The organism is Noviherbaspirillum sp. UKPF54 (assembly GCF_007874125.1).
In the GTDB taxonomy this organism is placed as follows: domain Bacteria; phylum Pseudomonadota; class Gammaproteobacteria; order Burkholderiales; family Burkholderiaceae_D; genus Noviherbaspirillum.
On record NZ_CP040128.1, the window covers coordinates 412189 to 430252 of the forward strand.

The following is an 18064-nucleotide window of genomic DNA, read 5'->3' on the forward strand; positions in this document are numbered from 1 at the left end:
TTTCGGTGGATTGGACGACTGGTGCTCGGCCCGGTTGCGGCGCTTACTTGCCGATCTGACGGCTGACCGCATTTTCCTGCCGGTTCAGGTCCCGCTGCTCGGCGCGGGTGATATGGCCGCCGTGCTGGGCCGCCATGGAGCGTTCTTCCTGGCGAATCTGCCTATCCTCCTTGCGCAGCGCCACGGCCTGCTGCTTGGTGATTTCGCCTTCCTTGCGTTCCTCGGTGATCCGGTGATTCTGCCTGGCCAGCCGGTCATTGACCTGGTCGCGGCGCGGATGGCGCTTTTCCCACCTGGTTTCCTCGGCGCTGGCGCTGCTTGCGCTGGCGGAAAACAAGGCGAGCAATACGGTGGCGAGGGCGGCTTTCTGCGTGGAGTTGAGCATCGTCGTTCCCTTTCAGTCGATGTGTTCGTTTGGAAGTGCTGCGCCTTCTTAACGCGACGCGCGATGGGTTCGACGACATCCGATCATGCCGATTTTGTAACGTTATGTGTCGGGTTGCAGCAAAGTGCCATGGGGGAAGATCGACCTTCTATCCGTCGTGCGTTAAACGAACCGCAACATCACCCGGATGTCCAAATCTCATGTCCTATCGAGGGGAAGTGTATGAAGCAGCCATTCATCGGCGTATTGGTTGTCGTGCTACTGACTGCATGCGCGCACCGGGGGGCAGAATCCCCGGTTGCCTTCTTGGGCGACCCGGCGCCGTTAAACGCCGCCACGGAAACCATCGCCATCCGGCCGGACACCAAATGGGTCAATGTCACCGGCGGCGACATCGTGAGGTTCGATGTAGGTGAAAAATCTTTCGCCTGGACATTCAACGTCGCAAGCGGCATCAGCACCTTCGATTTGCGCCGCGTCGCGCCGCCCGGGATGCTTGACCATCGTGTGGATGCCTATGTCGCGCCCGATCCGAAGTACATGGGCGGCGATGGCGACAGCCGCCTGTGAAGTATTTCGGGGCGGCGGACCCGACCTGCATCTTGATCGAGTCTGACCCCATATACTTGACCCCATATATTCTTCATGGAGAAAAAGCCGTTCGATATCGACCTGGCGTTCGGGCGCATTGAAGCGGCCGTCCGTCCATGGCCGAAGGCGGCGCTTTTTCAGCTGGCCGAGGAAGGGTTTTCATCCGCTTTCGAGCAGCTGGCGGCATGCATTATTTCCATACGCACGTATGACGAAGTGACGCTGCCGGTGTCACGCGCGCTGTTCGGCCGCGCCCGCACGCCGGCCGCGATGAGCGAATTGACCCACGGGGAATTGGATGGGTTGATCGGTGCGAGCACCTTCCATGAGCGCAAGGCCAGCCAAATTCTCGCCATTGCGCGCCGCGTGACGGAGGAATTCCAGGGGAATCTGCCATGCGAACGGGACGTGCTGCTCTCGTTTAGCGGCGTCGGTCCCAAGTGCGCCAACCTGGTCCTGGGGATCGCCTGCGCAGAACCTTTCATCAGCGTGGATGTGCACGTTCATCGCGTGACCCGGCGCTGGGGTTATGTGCACGCTTCCACGCCCGAAAAAACCTTGCCGGCGCTCGAGGCCAGGCTTCCGCGCCGCTACTGGATCGAGATCAACCGCTTGCTCGTCCCCTTCGGCAAGCATATTTGCACCGGCACGCTTCCTCGGTGCTCGACTTGCCCGGTGCAGGACATGTGCCGGCAGGTCGGCGTAAAAGCGCACCGATAAAAAGGGATTGCGCCTTGCCTGCGCTACGCGGCATTTGCCATATATTCACGCGGCAAGCCTGAATACGCTCACCAGCTGGGACAGCTTTACCGCCTGCTCCTGCAACGAAGCCGCTGCTGCGGCAGCCTGTTCCACCAGCGCGGCATTCTGCTGCGTCGCCTGGTCCATTTGCGAGATCGCCGTATTCACCTGGCCGATGCCGGCGTGCTGCTCGTCGCTGGCAGCGGCGATTTCGCCGACGATGCCGCTCACGTGCCTGACGCTCTCGACCACCTGCCGCATGGTGGCGCCGGACTTGTCGACCAGGGCCGACCCGGCTTCCACCTTTTGCACCGAGTCCCCGATCAGGGCCTGGATATCCTTGGCCGCGGCGGCCGAACGCTGCGCCAGGCTGCGCACTTCGGCGGCGACGACGGCAAAGCCGCGGCCCTGCTCGCCGGCGCGCGCCGCTTCCACCGCCGCGTTCAAGGCCAGGATGTTGGTCTGGAACGCGATGCCGTCGATCACGCCGATGATGTCGACGATTTTCTTCGACGACGCGTCGATCGCCCCCATGTTGGCGATCACCTGCTGCATCACCGCGCCGCCCTCGCTCGCCACGCCGGAGGCCGATGCCGCCAGCTGGTTGGCCTGGCGGGCATTGTCGGCATTCTGACTGACGGTCGACGTCAGTTCCTCCATCGAGGAGGCGGTCTGTTGCAGCGCGCTGGCCTGTGCTTCCGTGCGCGACGACAGGTCCAGGTTGCCGGAAGCGATCTGATTCGACGCCGTGGCGATCACGTCGCAGCCGGCGCGCACTTGGCCGACGATATGCGCCAGGCTATCCTGCATTTTCTTAAGCGAATGCATCAGGCTCGTCGTATCGCCAGCCTTCAGATCGATCCCGACCGCCAGATCGCCCTGCGCGATCCGGTTTGCAATCGACATGGCCTGCACCGGCTCGCCGCCGAGCTGGCGCAGGATGCTGCGCGCGATCAGGGTGGACGCCGCGATGCAAAGCGCGGCCGACACGATGCCGAACAGGACCAGCAATCGCTGCGACGCCGTCGAGTCGGCCGAGATTTCCCCGCTCAGTCTTTTGATCATGTCCGCCTCGTAGTCGGACAGCTTGCCGATCGTGATCACGTATTCGTTCAGCGCCGGTTCGAGACGCGCCTGCGCCAGTTTGTGCGCGTTTTCCTCGTTGCTGCGCTTTTCCGCGAACACCTCGTCGCGCACGGCGATATAAGCGCTGCGCTGCTGCGCGATCTGCGCAAACAGGCGCTTTTCTTCCTCGTCCTTGCCGAACCCGTCGAGTGTCTTCTGAATCTCGGAGATGCGGCCGCTGGTCGCCTTGATCTGCTTCTGGACTTGTTCCTGGCGCGCGGCGTTGGTCGATTCGGCCACCGCGATCGTGCGCGCCCCGTTGATGTTCGTGTTCGCCGCCCATTCGGCTACCAGCCGCTGCCTGACCATCTTTTGATTCACCATTGTCTCTGTCACGGCGCGTACCTCGTGCAAGCGCCAGCTGGCAAAACCGACGGCAAGCCCCAACAGAAGAAAGGCGAAGGAAAATCCAATCGCGAGGCGAGCGCCTACCGACTTGTCTGCAAGTTTCATGAGAAATTATTCGTTGCCGTGAATCCGGGAAAAGAGGCCGCAATGCGCAGCCCTTCCATGAGGACGGCGCGCGAGCTTGAAATCCAGCTTAAGCGCGCCTCACCCGGCGCATTATCACGAGCAGAGGGGAAAAGACATTCCAGCTTGGCGCTTGGTCATGCGGGCATGCCAAATGTGCTAGCAAGGCCGACAACTTGGGGCGCGTATCGATGGCGGCGGAGTAAGGAGAGGCCGGTCGGTTGACCGGCCTGCAAGGAGTTACAACACGCGGTCGAGGAAGGCGCGCGTTCTGGCGTGCTGCGGTATGGAGAAGATGGCCGCCGCGCTGCCCGTTTCCACGATTTCACCCTTGTCCATGAAAACCACGCGGGTCGAGACGTCGCGCGCGAAGTTCATTTCATGGGTGACGACCAGCATGGTCATGTGCTCTTCGGCCAGCTGGCGCATGGCGCGCAAGACTTCGCCGGTCAGCTCGGGGTCGAGCGCCGAGGTCGGCTCGTCGAACAGCATCAGGTCCGGTTCCATTGCGAGCGCGCGTGCAATCGCGACGCGCTGCTTCTGCCCGCCCGAGAGCTGTGAAGGATAGCTGTCGCTCTTGCTGATCAAATCGACCTTGCGCAGCAAGGCTTCCGCCTTCGGCACGATTTCGTCGCGGCGCAGGCGTTTCACCGTCATCGGCGCCTCGATGATGTTTTCGAGGACGGTCAGGTGAGGGAACAGGTTGAAGTGCTGGAACACCATGCCCGTCCGGCTGCAGATGCGGCGCACGTCCGCTACCGGCACGTAGCGGCAGGTGCCGTCGGCATCGGTCGTCGCCATCGTTTCGCCCTCGATGGCGAGATGGCCGCTGTCGATCGTTTCGAGGTGGTTGAGGCAGCGCAGAAAGGTGCTCTTGCCCGAGCCGGAAGGGCCGATCAGGGCGATCACGTCCCCCTTCCCGACATCCAGCGAAATGCCCTTCAATACTTCCAGGTCGCCGAAGCTCTTGCGTATGTCGCGTGCCTGAATCATCAACATCGCACCCACGTCATTATCCTTCACGGCATCATCCTTCATAGACGGCATAACGTTTTTCCAGGCGATGGAAGCCCCAGGTCAGCACCAGGGTCATGATCAGGTAGAACGCGGCGGCGACGGTAAACGGCATGGTCGTGAAGTCGCGCTGCACGATGCCGCGCGCCGCGCGCAGCAAGTCGTTCATGGCCAGCACGTAGATCAGCGAGGTGTCCTTGACGAGGGTGATGGTCTCGTTGCTGATCGGCGGCAGGATGCGCTTGATGACCTGTGGCAGGACGATGCGGCGCATGGTCTGTGCGTAGTTCATGCCCAGCACCTGCGCCGCCTCGTACTGACCGCGATCGACCGACTGGATACCGGAACGGAAGATTTCGGCGAAATAGGCCGCGTAATTGAGCGCGAACGCGACGATCGCGGCGGGGAAATCCGGCAGCCGCACGCCCACGACCGGCACCAGCGGCAGTGCGAAGTAAATGAACAGCATCTGCAGCATCAGCGGCGTGCCGCGCATCAGCCAGATGTAACCGCTGACGAGGCCGCTGGCAAGACGGAAATGGGAGACGCGGATCAGCGCCAGCGCCAGGCCCAGCGGCACCGACAGCATCAGCGTGATCAGGAAAACCTTCAGGGTGACGACGCTGCCGTCCAGCAGCGGGCCAATGATTTCAAAGAGGTAGTTCATATTGCAGATGACCCGGCGCGGGCCGGGTCATGCAGGAAGTCGGCTCGGAAAAAAGCCTTATTTGACGATGTTCTTGCCGAACCACTGGGTGGAGATTTTCTCTGCGGTGCCGTCCTTCTTCATGTCGGCAAGCGCCTTTTCCAGCTTGCCCTGCAGGACCGTGTCGTCCTTGCGCACGCCGACGCCGTACTCTTCGGTACCGAAATTCTCGTCCAGCACGACATATTCGCCCGGCTTCTTGGCCGTGTAGTAGCGGCCGACCACCTCGTCGACCACCAGCGCATCGAGACGGCCATTGCTCACGTCCATCAGGGCCGCGACGTTGTCGCCGAACTTGCGCAGTTCCTTCAGGGTCTTCGCGGCGACATCCTTCTCGACAGCTTCGACGGCGCTGCTGCCTTCCTGCACGCCGACGACCTTGCCGGCCAGGTCGGCCTTGGTCTTGACCGGCGAGGCGGCGGTCACGATGATGATCTGGCGGTTCTCCAGGTACGGCGAGGTGAAGGCGATATTCGCCTTGCGTTGCTCGGTGATCGTCAGGCCGTTCCACAGGGCGTCGACGCGCTTGCCGCTCAGCTCGGCTTCCTTCGCATTCCAGTCGATCGGCTTGAATTCGACCGCGACCCCGAGGCGCTTGCCGGCTTCGCGCGCCAGGTCGATGTCGAAGCCGACCAGCTCGTTCGACTTGCTGTCACGGAAACCCATCGGTGGAAAGTTGTCATCCAGACCAATGACGATCTTCTCGGAAGCGGCCGGCGCCGAAGCGGCCGGTGCCGAAGGCTTGTTGCAAGCCGACAGGAATACGCCTGCAACAAGGGCGGCGGAAAGCATCGAAAGCGTTTTTTTCATGGAAGGTTTCCTGAACTCAAGATGGGCAAACGGTGGATTATTCCACAAAATCGGGCGCTTTCATCAGGATTGTTATGCGAGACGGCGAAGAGTCTGCAGCCCATGAATTCTGTGTGCGGGCTCAAATTGGCAAGCGCTGCACTGGAAATAATTGCAAGCAGACGCGACTTAAAGATCAATCGAATTTGCCCCCCTGATTTGCAGGGAAGGACAGGGCAAGCTGCGCAATCCCATGCAGGAAATATAGGCTTATAGTTTTAGCAAAAGCTGTGCGCTCGTGGCTGCCGGACATCCATGACGGCATCGGCTACGGGGCTTCGATTCAGCGCCTGGCAGGCCTGCCCTGCAGGCAGGCATAAAGAAAGAACAGATGCGCGAGGAAGCCGTCAACCGCAGTTCCGCCGCCAGCTCCTTTTGCGCGCCGGCCGCGCGGCCATGGGTGCTGGCAACGACCATCCTGGCATCCAGCATGGTCTTTATCGACGGTACCGTGACCAACGTCGCGCTCCCCGCGCTGCAGCGGGAATTCAACGCGAGCGCCGCTGACGTGCAATGGGTGATCGAGTCCTATGCATTGTTGCTGGCGGCCTTGTTGCTGGTCGGCGGAAGCGCGGGAGACCGGTTCGGCCGGCGGCGCGTATTCGCCACCGGCGTCGGCTTGTTCGCCCTGGCCTCCCTCTGGTGTGGCGTCGCCGGTTCGGTCGGCAGGCTCATTGATGCGCGGGCAGTGCAAGGCGTGGGCGGCGCGCTGCTCGTGCCGGGGAGCCTTGCGCTCATCAGTGCCTCTTTTCCGGAGGATGCGCGCGGCAAGGCGATCGGCACCTGGTCCGGATTTACCGCGATCACCGCTGCGCTCGGCCCGGTGGTCGGCGGCTTCCTGATCGAACACCTGTCGTGGCGCTACGTCTTTTTCATCAATCTGCCGCTGGCGCTGGTCGTGCTTTTCCTGGCCTTCCGCTATGTGCCCGAAAGCCGCAACACGCAGGCGCCGGGCCGCCTGGACTGGTCGGGGGCCTTGTTCGTCAGCGTCGCGCTGGGCTGCCTGGTGTATGCGCTGACCGAAGCGCCATCCCGCGGCTGGAGAGATCCTCTTGTGGTCGGGGCAATGGGATGCTCCGTGCCGGCGCTGGCCGCATTCATGCTGGTGGAAACAAGGCATCCGTCGCCGATGCTGCCGTTTGCGTTGTTCCGTTCCTGGAACTTCAGCGGCGCCAATCTGCTGACCTTATTCCTGTACGCGGCGCTCGGCGGCAGCCTGTTCTTCCTGCCGCTGAACCTGATCCAGGTGCAGGCTTATTCCGCGACGGCGGCCGGCGCCGCCTTGTTGCCGTTCATTCTGACCATGTTCGCTCTTTCGCGCTGGGCCGGCAGGCTGGTCGATCGCTACGGCTCACGGCGTCCGCTGATCGTCGGCCCGTTGATCGCCGCCTGCGGGTTTGCGCTGTTTGCCGTGCCCGCGGTCGGCGGCAGGTACTGGGCGACGTTTTTTCCGGCCGCGCTCGTGCTTGGACTGGGCATGGCGATCAGCGTCGCGCCGCTGACCACCACGGTCATGAATGCGCTGGATAAAAATCAGGCGGGCGTGGCATCCGGGATCAATAATGCGGTGTCACGGGTGGCGGCGCTGGTGGCGATTGCCTTGTTCGGCATCGTCATGGCGCGAGCGTTCGATGCGGAACTGATGCGCCGCACGCGCCAGCTGGTGCTATCGCCAGCCGTGGTGCAGCAGGTGCTGGCGCAGCGCCACAAGCTCGCGGCCATTGCATTGCCGGCGCAAAGCACGCAGGCGGAAAAGGCCGCGCTGAAGGCGGCCATCGATGATGCGTTCGTGGCCGGCTTCCGGCGCGTCATGCTGTTGTCCGCATTGCTGGCGCTGGCCGGCGCGGCGAGCGCCTGGCTGATGATAGACCGCCGGCGCAGATCGCCGGTAGATCATCCGGACAACGCTGCCGGATAGCGTCATCGGGACCCGTGTGGCTATGCCGGCTTGCTGCCCCTGGAATCCATGTCCGCCAGCGACTCCCGCCCGCGCTCGGTAAGATCGAAACCGCCCGACTCTGCCTTCGGCGCGATCAGTCCTTTTCTGCTCAGGAAGGTGGCGACGTCCGCATCGATCGAGGCCGGTGCGGCAGCCACCACCGCCGCGTTCGCCACCGCGCGCAGTCCATCGACACAGCGTTTGACGAACAGCGTTTGCTGTCCTTTTTCAGTGAGCGAAAGCGTGCCATCCCTGGCGCTCGCCACATATTTCAGTCCAATCAGCTTCTTGGCATTTCGTGCGATGCAGGCATTGGGCCGCACGCCTTTTTTCATCTGCCGGATCTGGGCCAGCGCTTCAAATTCATCCTTCGTCAAACTGTCGTCCATGTCTTTTTCCTGAAATCGTATTCCTGTTATCAAGCGGGCTATTTCTTGCGCTTGCCCGGTTGCCTGGGTTTCGGCGCCGACGGCTGGCGGGATTGAGGACGCGCCTGAGAACGGGACTGGCTGATTTGTGCGAATAATGTCTTCGCGTCCTGTACCGCGCGTTCTTGCGTGCGCATCGCCGGAATGTCGTCATGCAGCGTGAAAAAATCCGCCGCCTGCGCGCGCATCACATGCTTGATCGCGGCGGCGTCGCTCATGTCGAACATCTCGGTCAGCAGCGTGGTGACTTCGTCCAGGTAGTCTTCGTAGGTCATTGGCATGGTGGGGCGCGCGTGTTGATGTGCTACGCAGTATATCGGGCGCCGGGCAATAGTGCGCGGCGCGCATGCTGGATTTGCCGTGTGAAGGCAAAAGGCAAGGCATGCCGCAAGGGCAAGCCGGAGCCGGCAGGATGCTAGTGAAGATGCCTGCGGGCCGCCTGCTCGAGCGGCACCGGCTGTCCGAGGTAGTATCCCTGCATGTGAGAGATGCCCAGGTTTCGCAGCGTCTCGATTTCCGAAGCGTTCTCCACGCCTTCCGCGACGATGGTCGCCCCGGTTTCCCGTGAAAACATGGAAAAAGCCGCGGCCAGCGCCCGGCGCGAAGCGTCGCCATCGATATTGTGCGTCAGGCTCATGTCGAGCTTGATGCGTTCCGGCGCGAGCTTGAGTATGTGCCGAAAACTCGCATAGCCGGCGCCGGCGTCGTCGACCGCGATCTGCAACCCGCGATCCCGAAAGGGCTGAATCCGCTTGATCAAGTCATCGTAGTAATCCACGATCGTATGCTCGGTGATCTCCAGCGTGACCTGCTGCAGCGACCTGTCCCTGAAAATGTCGTCCAGCGCGCCTTGCAGGATGTGTTGGGGCGAGAGATTGACCGATAAATACACATTGGCCGGAAACCGTTGCAGCGCGTCCAACGCCATGTGGATGGCCTTGGTCTCCAGTTCCAGCCCCAGCCCGATTTCGTTGGCGTCCTTGAACCAGCGATCGGGCGGACGGTGCGGACGCGGGCTGAAACGGGCAAGCGCTTCGAAGCCGGCGACCCGGTCTTTCGACAGGTCGTAGATCGGCTGAAAGACCATCTGCAGGTAGTCGCGCTGCAGGACTTCCCGAATGCCGGCTTCCATCGCCTGGCGCCTGCGCGAGGCTTCCTGTTCGCTGTCGATCAGCCTGGCCGTCACGTCGGCGAAAACCCGCATCATGTTCAGGTCGCGCTGATCAAGCGTGCGGTCCGGCGTAAAGCTGAAGCAGCAGAAGGTCCCGTAGATGTCGCCGTCGGCCAGGCGGATGGGAACGCTCAGATGCGCCCCAACCGGCAGCGCGTGGGTAACGGGGAGGGCGGCGGCGACCGGATTGTCGCGCGCATCGGTCATGAGCTCCGGCAGGCGGCCATCGACGATCCGCTGGCAGTAGGACTCTTCGAGGGGATCGCCGTTTCCGACCTGGACCGGATTGCCCGGCGCGACAGGATCGACATGGCGAAATACGCGTCGGCCTTGCGAAAATTCGGAAACGAACGCGACATCCATCTGCAGGTGCTGCCGGATAGCGCTCAACAGCTCGACGACCGATGCATGCTTCGACGAAGCAGACACGCCTATGCCGTGAAGTAATAATTCCGTCAATGCCACTTTATCGTCCCTTGTCTTCATTCATGATGACTTTGAGAATGCAACAACGATAAGGTTCAGGAGGCAAGTGCTTGGCGCGGCGCAAAACAAACGCTGCATCACTCGGATGTCGAAACCCCGGGACCCGTCCAGGGAAATTTCACCGTTGTGAAAAACGCACCGTCAGGTCGCCGAGATCGCCATAGCGGATCGCCGCTTCCTGTCCGACAGGCAAATCGAAACTGCCGGCGTACGAGCCGGTGATCACCGCTTGTCCCGCTTGCAAACCCGTTCCCTGGCTGCGCAGGAATTCCGCCAGCCAGTACAGCGGAGCGCGCGGATCGGCGTTCGGATGACGGCCGTCGAGCGATGTTTCATGTCCCGATTCAAGTCTCACGCGAATCGGCATCGCGGCAGCCATACGCGCCTTTTCCCCATCGACTGCCATGCCGACGAACAGTCCCTGATTGAGCAAGCCATCCGCCAGATTCTCCGCGAAAGACACGCCGGCGGGATCGCTGTAGCGGCTGTCGATCAATTCCAGCGCGAGGCGCGTCTCCGCGATCGCGGCATCGACCTCTGCCGGCATATAGGCGGCATCGCGCGCAGGCAGGTCCTTGCCGAGTATGAATGCCAGTTCCGGTTCGACGCGAACATGTCCTGCGCGAACGATAGCCCGGCAATCCCCGGCGCCCTGGACCGTCACGTCGTAAATCGGCGCCATGACAATGCGGCCCTCGGAAGGCGTGCCGCATTTCCATGCGCGCACCGGCACGCCGAGCAACCCGGTGACGCTGGACTGGATCGCCAGCGCCGCGCCGACGTCCGGTGGCCGGCACGATTCAGGCAGGCGCGGGCCCTGGTCGGCATTCCTGCGCCGCGTTGCAAGTATCGATGCGGCGCTGGAGACAAGCGAGGAGTTCCGGGACATGAATACCTTTGAATGAAAGCGTCTGGATAGCCAATACGCGGCACCGGCGTGTCGGGCCGTCAGGCTTGCAACAGGCGAGACAGCTCGCCGCTCGCAATCAGCTTCTGCAAGTCGCTGGCGCCGCCGATCAGCACGCCCTTCACGAAGATCATCGGAAGAGTCGGCCAGCCGGTCCACATCTTCAGCGCGTTACGCCGGCGCCAGCCGGAGAGATAGCTGCCGTACTCGAGATACCTGTACGGCACCTTCGCCGCATCGAGCGCCGCTCTTGCCTTGCGCGGGAAAGGATTTTGGGCCATGCCGACCACGACGACCGCGTTTGATGCAATCGCCGCCTTGACCTCGTTGACGATATCGGCATTGGCATTGGCAACTGTGGCGCGGATAGCCGGGTGGATGTGATCTTCGTCGAGAATGTTTCGTGCCATCGAAATTTTTCCTGTTTAAAGCGCCAGGCATACGCACGTTTCAGTGAGCGTAATGCTTGCGCACCACTTGGGACAGCATCGAAAAGCGCCGTCTGCCGGGAATGAAAGGGGCAGACCCGATTGAGCTTGTCGAGTCCGCCCCATGTACCCCTTGTTACTTCTTCGGGCTGATCGTCGCTTCCTCGATCAGCAGCGGATACATGTAGCCCGAACCGAAATCCCGATTCAGCACCACCACGCCGGAGATGGTGACCTCGTCGCCGACATTGGCACTCTGCTTGCTGGTGACGATCAGCTTGTTGCCGTCCGGCGCGCCGGTTCCATCCTGGACGTGAACGAAGTTGCGGCCCATGATGCCGTTGTTGACCTTCACGACCTTGCCTTGCGCGCTGATGGTCTTGCCGGCGAGCGCATCCTTGGTCTTGTATATTTCGGCGACCGACTTCATGTTGGCCTGCGCCGCGGCCATGCCGGATGACGCAAGGCCGAGGATCGCGACGAGTGCGGCGAAGGCGAGGGATTGAAGCTTCATGAATATTCCTTTAATGAGTAGGTGGAGAGGGAAGTAACGGCGGCAGTATACCCCCTGCTTGCCGTGTTTCTCCGTCCGGCCGCCATGACGCCCGGCGTGCGTGCTTCCAACGCGCGAACGCGGTGAGCAGGCTCGATTTCGCGCTTGATCGGGGCTGCCCCATATAGCACCGATGCACCACATTTGAACTTTACTATTCAGATAAGGCTCCAAAGAAAGACCCGGTAACCGTAAAAATTGCGCCGCAGTGTCGCGATAGGGCATCCGCAGTGACTCCACAGACCTATGTTCGTGCTGCGCAATCTTGCGCGACAGATGCGCGCACTGCCGTGCGCGAGCTTCATGCTGGTATTCAACAACCGAATACCGAGCTCGTCATCTTCTTTTGTTCGAGCCTCTACGATCTCGATGCCGTTGCTGATGAAGTGAACCGATTGTTCGCCGGCGTGACCGTCGTCGGCTGTACCACGGCGGGCGAGATCGGACCGGACGGCTATAAGAGCCATAGCATTACCGGCGCCAGTTTTTCCGCCAGCGTAAGTTCGGCAGTGATCGGGCGCATCGGCCAGCTTCAGCAATTCGAAATTGCCAGCGGAAGGCGCTTCGCGCAATCACTGCTGCAACAACTGGAAAGCCGTGCGCCGGCGGCGGATACCGGCAACAGCTTTGCGTTTCTGCTGATTGACGGCATGTCACGGCGGGAAGAAGCGGTGGCGCGCGCGTTGCAGGATGGATTGGGGCAGATCCCGCTGTTTGGCGGTTCCGCAGGAGACGACCTGGAATTGGCGCGCGCCTGGGTCTTTCATGAAAACAAGTTTCATTCCGACAGTGCCGTGCTGGTTTTAGTCAGCAGCGCGCTTCCCTTCAAGATTTTCAAGACCCAGCACTTCGTCAGCGAAGCGGAACGGCTGGTGGTGACCGAAGCGGACGCCAGCCGCCGCGTCGTCAAGGAAATCAACGGCTTGCCGGCCGCCGAGGAATACGCGCGGGTGGTCGGCGTCCATGTCAGCGACCTCAGTCCGCAACGCTTCGCCGCATCGCCGGTGGTGGTGGCCATCGACGGCACCGATTACGTGAGGTCGATCCAGAAATCCAACGACGACGGCAGCCTGACGTTTTATTGCGCGATCGACGAAGGCCTGGTGCTGCGCGTGGTACGGGGCGTGGATCTTCTCGGTAACCTGGAGCGAGCGTTCGATGGCCTGCGCGCGTCCGTCGGCCCGCTGCAAATGGTGATTGCCTGCGACTGTGTGCTGCGCAACCTGGAAATAACGCAAAGCGGGTTGAAAGAAGCGGTCGGCGCCGTGCTGCGCAAAAACAACGCGGTCGGCTTCAGTACTTACGGAGAGCAGTTCCGTGGCGTGCACGTCAACCAGACGCTGACCGGCATCGCCTTCGGCTGCCCGCGCGATGGCTGAACTGATGGCATCCGCCGCAGCCGCCGAAGAGCAGCAGCTGCGCAATGAAATCGCGCGCCTCAACAAGGTGGTGCAGGCGCTGATGAACCGTGCCGAGCGCAGCATGAATGCGCAGGGGTCGGATTTCGGCTTGTTCCAGACCGCCATCGTCCTTGAAGACCAGGTGCGCGACCGCACCCGCGAACTGGAGGCGGCGCTGAGGGAAAATGAAAAGATCAACCGTGCCCTGCAGCGCGCCACCGAGCAGATGGAACGCGAGATCGAAGAGCGCAAGCGGGCGCATGCCGAACTCGAGCGCGAGCGCGAAGAGCAGAAAGTCTTGATCGACCAGCTGGAACAAGCGATGAACCAGCTGGTGCAGGCCGAGAAACTGGCGGCGCTCGGCAGCCTGGTGGCGGGCGTGGCGCACGAACTCAACACGCCGCTCGGCAATTCGCTCACGGTGGCCTCGGCGCTGAACGAGGTGATCCGCAATTTCATGGAACGCTTCCATGCAGGCAGCTTGAGCAAGCAGGCGCTGCTCGATTTCATTGCCCAGTGCCGCGAAGCCGCGCAGCTGGTCGAACGCAACTCGCAACGCGCCGCCGCCCTGATCGGCAATTTCAAGCAAGTCGCGGTCGACCAGACCAGCATGCGCCGCCGAAAATTCGACCTGCGCCAGGCGCTGGACGAAGTGCTGTCGACGCTGCAGCCAAACTTCCGGCATACCCGGCATCGCCTGGAAGTCGACGTCGAACCGGGCATCGAGATCGACGGCTATCCCGGACCGGTCGAGCAAATCATCGCCAACCTGCTGACCAATTCGCTGCTGCACGGGTTCGAAGGCATCGACGAGGGCATCATCCGCATCAGCGCCGAACAGCGCGCCCGGGACCATGTCGCGCTGTGCTTCAGCGACAATGGCGTAGGCATGAGCGAGACGACCGCCCGGCGCGCGTTCGATCCCTTCTTCACCACCAAGCTGGGAAAAGGCGGCAGCGGCCTCGGGTTGTACATCGTCTACAACCTGGCGACGGTCGTGTTGGGCGGCACAATCAGCCTTGCCAGCAGCCCGGGGCAGGGGGCTCGCTTCGAACTGCTGCTGCCGCGGGTAGCGCCGCAAGCGCCCGTCGTCGAAGAGGAAAGCCATGCGACCTGAAGACGAACCGCTTGACTTTCTCGACCAGGAACCCGAGCCGGCTGCTGCCGGCGGCGTGGCCTGGAAGCTGCTGATCGTCGACGACGACGTCGAGGTGCATGCGGCCACCCGCTTTGCGATCAACGGCATCCGCATCGCCGGCCGGCCGCTGCAGCTGCTCAACGCGCGATCCGCGGCAGAGGCCGCCGCCCTCCTGAAGACGGAACCGGAAATCGCGGTCATCCTGCTGGACGTGGTGATGGAAAGCCCGAACGCCGGCCTGGACCTGGTGCAGCGCATCCGCCATGAACTCGGCCTGGGCGACGTGCGCATCATCCTGCGCACCGGCCAGCCCGGCCACGCGCCGGAACTCAATGTGATCCGCGACTACGACATCAACGACTACAAGACCAAGGCCGAGCTCACCCATACCCGGCTGGTGACGGCGTTGATCGCCGCGATCCGCTCCTACGACCAATTACGCACGATCAGCGAAAACCGGCGCGGACTGGAAATGATCGTTACCGCCACGCCGAGCCTGATGCGGGCGAAGGACCTGGAAAGCTGCGCCGACGAGGCATTGCGGCTGATGATGTCATTGTTGCACCTGCATGGCGACGGCGCCGTTTGTGTCCAGGGCGGCATTGGCGACAACGACGGCGAGCGTCCCCGGGTCATCGCCGCCGCCGGCCGGGTCGCAGGCGCGGCCGGCCGGCCGCTGGAACAGCTGGGCGATGCGGACCTGGTCGCCGCCGTCCGGGAATGCCTGGCGCGCCAGGCGCACTGTTTCGCGGCAAGCCATACCGCCCTGTACCTGCAAGGAGGCCAGCGGCAGGCGGTGATGCTCGTCAGGAGCGAAAGGGCGCTGACGGTGGTCGAGCGCCAGTTACTCGAAATCTTTGCCGCCAACGTCTTGAGCTGCTTCGGCAATGTCACGCTGGTCGAGCGCCTGAACCACATCGCCTACCACGATCCGCTGACCCGCCTGCCCAACCGCACCTGTTTCATCGAGGAGTTGAACAAGGCCGGCGCCAGCGCCGCGCAGGGCAGCGTGGTTTGCATGATCGACATCGACCGCTTCACCGATATCAACAATGCGCTCGGCCATGCCGTCGCCGACCAGTTGCTGATCGCCGTCGGCCAGCGCCTCGGCCAAGCCTGTCCCGGCTGCCATCTGGCGCGCATCGGCGCGGATACCTTCGGCCTGATCGGCCCGGAACAGCAGCTGGCGCCCGAGCGCCTGCAGGCGCTGCTGCAGGAACCTTTCGCCGCCGGCGACCAGCTATTGCCGATCAGCGCAACCATCGGCCTGTGCCGCATCACCGGAAGCGAAAGCGGCCATGCCTTGTTCAATCGCGCCGACATGGCATTCACCCGGGCCCGCCTCAATCCGCATGGCGGGCCGCTCTATTTTTCGCCGGACATGGAGCAGCACACGCACTGGCGTCTCGAAGTGCTGCGCCAGCTGCGCCGCGATTTTCATGACGGCCGCCTGGCCGTCTGGTTCCAGCCGCAGGTGTCGCTGGCCGACGGCGGCCTGTCCGGCCTCGAGGCGCTGGCGCGCTGGCCGGATCGGCGGCCCGATGCCGGCGGCTTCACGCAGCCGCCGGGCGTATTCATCCCGCTGGCCGAGGAATCCGGCCTGATCGTCGATATCGGCGCCTGGATACTCGACCAGAGCTGCGCCGCGTATTCCCGGCTCGCCGCGGAAGGCCATGCGCCTCGGCGCATCGCCGTCAATGTCAGCATGCCGCAGATGCGCCGGCCCGATTTTCCCGAGCGCGTGGCGCGCACGCTCGCGGCCCGCGGCGTGCCCGCCTCCGCGCTGGAACTGGAAATCACCGAAAGCCAGCTGCTGGATGAACCGCAGCTGGTATTGCGCAATCTGCAAGCGCTGAAACAGGAGGGAATCCAGATCACGATCGACGATTTCGGCACCGGCTACTCGTCGCTCGGCTATCTGCGGCAGTTGCCGATCGATTGCATCAAGATCGACCGCTCGTTCGTCGTGGAGATCGACCGCGGCCGGGGCGACCTGTTCGCGGAAACCATCATCACTCTGGCCCACAAGCTCGGCGCGGAAACGGTCGCCGAGGGCGTGGAGACCGCGGCGCAGGTGCGCTGCCTGCGCAATCTCGGCTGCGACACGGTGCAGGGCTTCCTGTATGGCAGACCGATGCCCGCCGATCAATTGGCAGGCTGGCTTGAACAGCGGGCGCTGCATTGAAGAAGCGCGGGGTGGCGTCCACCAGGATGTGGCTACCAACTACTTGAGACTAAGCGACGCGACTTTCACCGAACTTTGGACGATTCGATCCACGTCATACAAATCAGCGTCCCTCGTTTCTACGGTGGCCCTTCCGTTGCGGTACGCGCGGCCGACTGCCAGCGTATTTCCTTCTACGACACGAAGTAATTCAACGCTCATTACTGCGCTTTTCCGCTCCGCATCAAAACTGCATGGCGTTGTGTAGCACGGCGTCCAGCGCATTTTTTCGCACTGCAAATTGACATTTCCCGCCTCTGCTCCCACAGTCTGTCGACACAATCCGGAATACAGGACAGACATCAGGAGACATTCATGGCAGAGGTAGTGCACACCCCACCGTCCGATCCGCCTGCTTCCGCGCAGATTTCCGACGCTTCGCTGATGCCTGACATCCGCTCCGTCGGCGCAGGTGCGCCATTCCGGTGGCTCGCCGCAGGCTTGAAGGACATGCGAGCGACGCGGCTGCGCGCTTCCTTCTACGGCCTGATGTTCATGCTGATGGGCTTTGCCATCGCGGCGGTGTATGAAACCCGTTGGCAACTGACCATGGGCCTGACCGCCGGTTTCTTCCTGGTCGGGCCATTCCTTTTCTGCGGTATTTACTGCCTGTCGCGCCAGCGCGACCGAGGCGAGAAGCCGAGCCTGACGGCGTCTCTTTTCTGCTGGAAGGATAACCCGGCGTCGGTCGGTTTCTTCGCTGCAATCCTGACCTTCCTGATGGTCATATGGGCACGTGTCTCGGTCGTGATCTTTGCGCTGTTTTCCACCCGCGATTTTCCGACCATGCACGGGATGATCGTTCAGATCTTCTCGATGACGAACATGCCGTTCGTGATCGCCTGGTTTGGCGTCGGTTTTGTGTTTGCCTCGATTGCATTCGCGATCTCGGTGGTATCGGTGCCGCTCATGCTGGATCGGAAGACCGACACGATGATCGCGCTGTTTACGAGCGTGCGCGCCCTGCGGGACAACATCGTGCCGCTGTACCTGTGGGCTGCGCTGATCGTGGCAGTCATCGGCGCCAGCCTGGCCCTGTCCTTCATCCCGCTATTGCTGACCGCGCCCCTGATCGGGCATGCGACTTGGTACGCGTACCGCGACCTGGTCGCTGAACCGGGCAAGACGAGCTGATTCGCGGGGGGGCAGGCGCGACAAAGCATGAAATAGCGTCTGCACCATACCCATTGCGGGCGTTTTCTGAAAAAGAGAGAACTTGGCTGAGCGGCAGCGGCGCGCTTGCCGAAGGGGCGGCCTGATGGGGGGGCTAATCAAATCCGCCCCGTTTTATATGGCGCGATGACAAAACAAAAGGCCCGGCTGCATGCGCCGGGCCTTTTGTTGTTATCTGGTTGCGGGGACAGGATTTGAACCTGTGACCTTCGGGTTATGAGCCCGACGAGCTGCCAGACTGCTCCACCCCGCGTCTGAGGGAGCGAAGTCTACCGGTGATCGTGCTGCAATGCAAGAAAAATGAGTAAGCGTAACAACGAGGTCGTGCAAATCTC

At 62.3% G+C, this 18064-nt stretch carries 18 protein-coding genes and 1 tRNA gene; 7 read left to right on the forward strand and 12 right to left on the reverse strand.

What is annotated here, in order from left to right; genetic code table 11:
• Positions 1 to 43: 43 nt before the first annotated feature.
• Positions 44 to 385 (reverse strand): hypothetical protein, encoded by a 342-nt coding sequence (locus tag FAY22_RS01930; RefSeq protein WP_146328669.1) that lies wholly within the window; start codon positions 383 to 385, stop codon positions 44 to 46.
• A 222-nt stretch (positions 386 to 607) separates the two neighbouring features.
• Between FAY22_RS01930 and FAY22_RS01935 the strand changes: the two genes are divergently transcribed.
• Positions 608 to 955, forward strand: coding sequence for a CzcE family metal-binding protein (locus FAY22_RS01935; protein WP_146328670.1), 348 nt, complete (start codon positions 608 to 610; stop codon positions 953 to 955).
• A 75-nt stretch (positions 956 to 1030) separates the two neighbouring features.
• Positions 1031 to 1696 carry an endonuclease III gene (gene nth / locus FAY22_RS01940; protein ID WP_146328671.1) on the forward strand — a complete coding sequence of 222 codons (666 nt, stop codon included), beginning with the start codon at positions 1031 to 1033 and terminating at the stop codon, positions 1694 to 1696.
• Positions 1697 to 1741: 45 nt separating this feature from the next.
• Here the strand turns inward: nth and FAY22_RS22560 are convergent, their stop codons facing one another.
• From FAY22_RS22560 to FAY22_RS01960, 4 genes are all read right to left on the reverse strand, one after another.
• On the reverse strand, positions 1742 to 3295 hold the full coding sequence (locus FAY22_RS22560) for a methyl-accepting chemotaxis protein (protein ID WP_146328672.1): 1554 nt from the start codon (positions 3293 to 3295) through the stop codon (positions 1742 to 1744).
• 258 nt (positions 3296 to 3553) lie between these two features.
• Positions 3554 to 4360 carry an amino acid ABC transporter ATP-binding protein gene (locus FAY22_RS01950; protein WP_371417335.1) on the reverse strand — a complete coding sequence of 269 codons (807 nt, stop codon included), beginning with the start codon at positions 4358 to 4360 and terminating at the stop codon, positions 3554 to 3556.
• Positions 4341 to 4994: an amino acid ABC transporter permease gene (locus FAY22_RS01955; RefSeq protein ID WP_146328673.1), complete on the reverse strand. Its 654-nt coding sequence runs from the start codon at positions 4992 to 4994 to the stop codon at positions 4341 to 4343. The genes FAY22_RS01950 and FAY22_RS01955 overlap by 20 nt, the downstream gene beginning before the upstream one ends.
• 57 nt (positions 4995 to 5051) lie before the next feature.
• Positions 5052 to 5843: an amino acid ABC transporter substrate-binding protein gene (locus FAY22_RS01960; protein WP_146328674.1), complete on the reverse strand. Its 792-nt coding sequence runs from the start codon at positions 5841 to 5843 to the stop codon at positions 5052 to 5054.
• A gap of 370 nt (positions 5844 to 6213) precedes the next feature.
• On the opposite strand from FAY22_RS01960, the gene FAY22_RS01965 reads away from it, so the two are divergent.
• Complete coding sequence (locus FAY22_RS01965) at positions 6214 to 7800, forward strand: MFS transporter (RefSeq protein ID WP_146328675.1); 1587 nt, start codon at positions 6214 to 6216, stop codon at positions 7798 to 7800.
• Positions 7801 to 7820: 20 nt separating this feature from the next.
• Here FAY22_RS01965 and FAY22_RS01970 read toward each other — a convergent pair whose 3' ends face one another.
• From FAY22_RS01970 to FAY22_RS01995, 6 genes are all read right to left on the reverse strand, one after another.
• Entirely contained in the window at positions 7821 to 8210 is a 390-nt protein-coding gene (locus tag FAY22_RS01970) for a hypothetical protein (protein WP_146328676.1), read from the reverse strand.
• A 38-nt stretch (positions 8211 to 8248) separates the two neighbouring features.
• Positions 8249 to 8530 carry a hypothetical protein gene (locus FAY22_RS01975; RefSeq protein ID WP_371417337.1) on the reverse strand — a complete coding sequence of 94 codons (282 nt, stop codon included), beginning with the start codon at positions 8528 to 8530 and terminating at the stop codon, positions 8249 to 8251.
• 134 nt (positions 8531 to 8664) lie between these two features.
• Positions 8665 to 9849, reverse strand: a complete 1185-nt coding sequence (locus FAY22_RS01980; protein ID WP_210411878.1) for an EAL domain-containing protein — start codon at positions 9847 to 9849, stop codon at positions 8665 to 8667.
• Between the two features lie 175 nt (positions 9850 to 10024).
• On the reverse strand, positions 10025 to 10795 hold the full coding sequence (locus FAY22_RS01985) for a fumarylacetoacetate hydrolase family protein (RefSeq protein ID WP_146328678.1): 771 nt from the start codon (positions 10793 to 10795) through the stop codon (positions 10025 to 10027).
• Between the two features lie 59 nt (positions 10796 to 10854).
• Complete coding sequence (locus tag FAY22_RS01990; RefSeq protein WP_146328679.1) at positions 10855 to 11223, reverse strand: glutaredoxin domain-containing protein; 369 nt, start codon at positions 11221 to 11223, stop codon at positions 10855 to 10857.
• 154 nt (positions 11224 to 11377) lie between these two features.
• Positions 11378 to 11755, reverse strand: coding sequence for a hypothetical protein (locus FAY22_RS01995; protein ID WP_146328680.1), 378 nt, complete (start codon positions 11753 to 11755; stop codon positions 11378 to 11380).
• 269 nt (positions 11756 to 12024) lie between these two features.
• Between FAY22_RS01995 and nosP the strand changes: the two genes are divergently transcribed.
• From nosP to FAY22_RS02015, 4 genes are all read left to right on the forward strand, one after another.
• A complete protein-coding gene (gene nosP / locus FAY22_RS02000; RefSeq protein WP_168204737.1) occupies positions 12025 to 13173 on the forward strand; it encodes a nitric oxide-sensing protein NosP in 1149 nt (382 codons plus the stop codon).
• 4 nt (positions 13174 to 13177) lie between these two features.
• The gene (locus FAY22_RS02005) at positions 13178 to 14311 is read left to right on the forward strand and encodes a sensor histidine kinase (protein WP_210411879.1); all 1134 of its coding nucleotides are present in this window, start codon (positions 13178 to 13180) and stop codon (positions 14309 to 14311) included.
• Positions 14301 to 16517, forward strand: coding sequence for a bifunctional diguanylate cyclase/phosphodiesterase (locus FAY22_RS02010; RefSeq protein WP_146328682.1), 2217 nt, complete (start codon positions 14301 to 14303; stop codon positions 16515 to 16517). Before FAY22_RS02005 ends, FAY22_RS02010 begins: the two co-directional genes overlap by 11 nt.
• 354 nt (positions 16518 to 16871) lie before the next feature.
• Complete coding sequence (locus tag FAY22_RS02015) at positions 16872 to 17690, forward strand: DUF2189 domain-containing protein (protein ID WP_146328683.1); 819 nt, start codon at positions 16872 to 16874, stop codon at positions 17688 to 17690.
• Between the two features lie 215 nt (positions 17691 to 17905).
• Here FAY22_RS02015 and FAY22_RS02020 read toward each other — a convergent pair.
• Positions 17906 to 17982 (reverse strand) — tRNA-Met (locus FAY22_RS02020).
• Between the last annotated feature and the right edge of the window lie 82 nt (positions 17983 to 18064).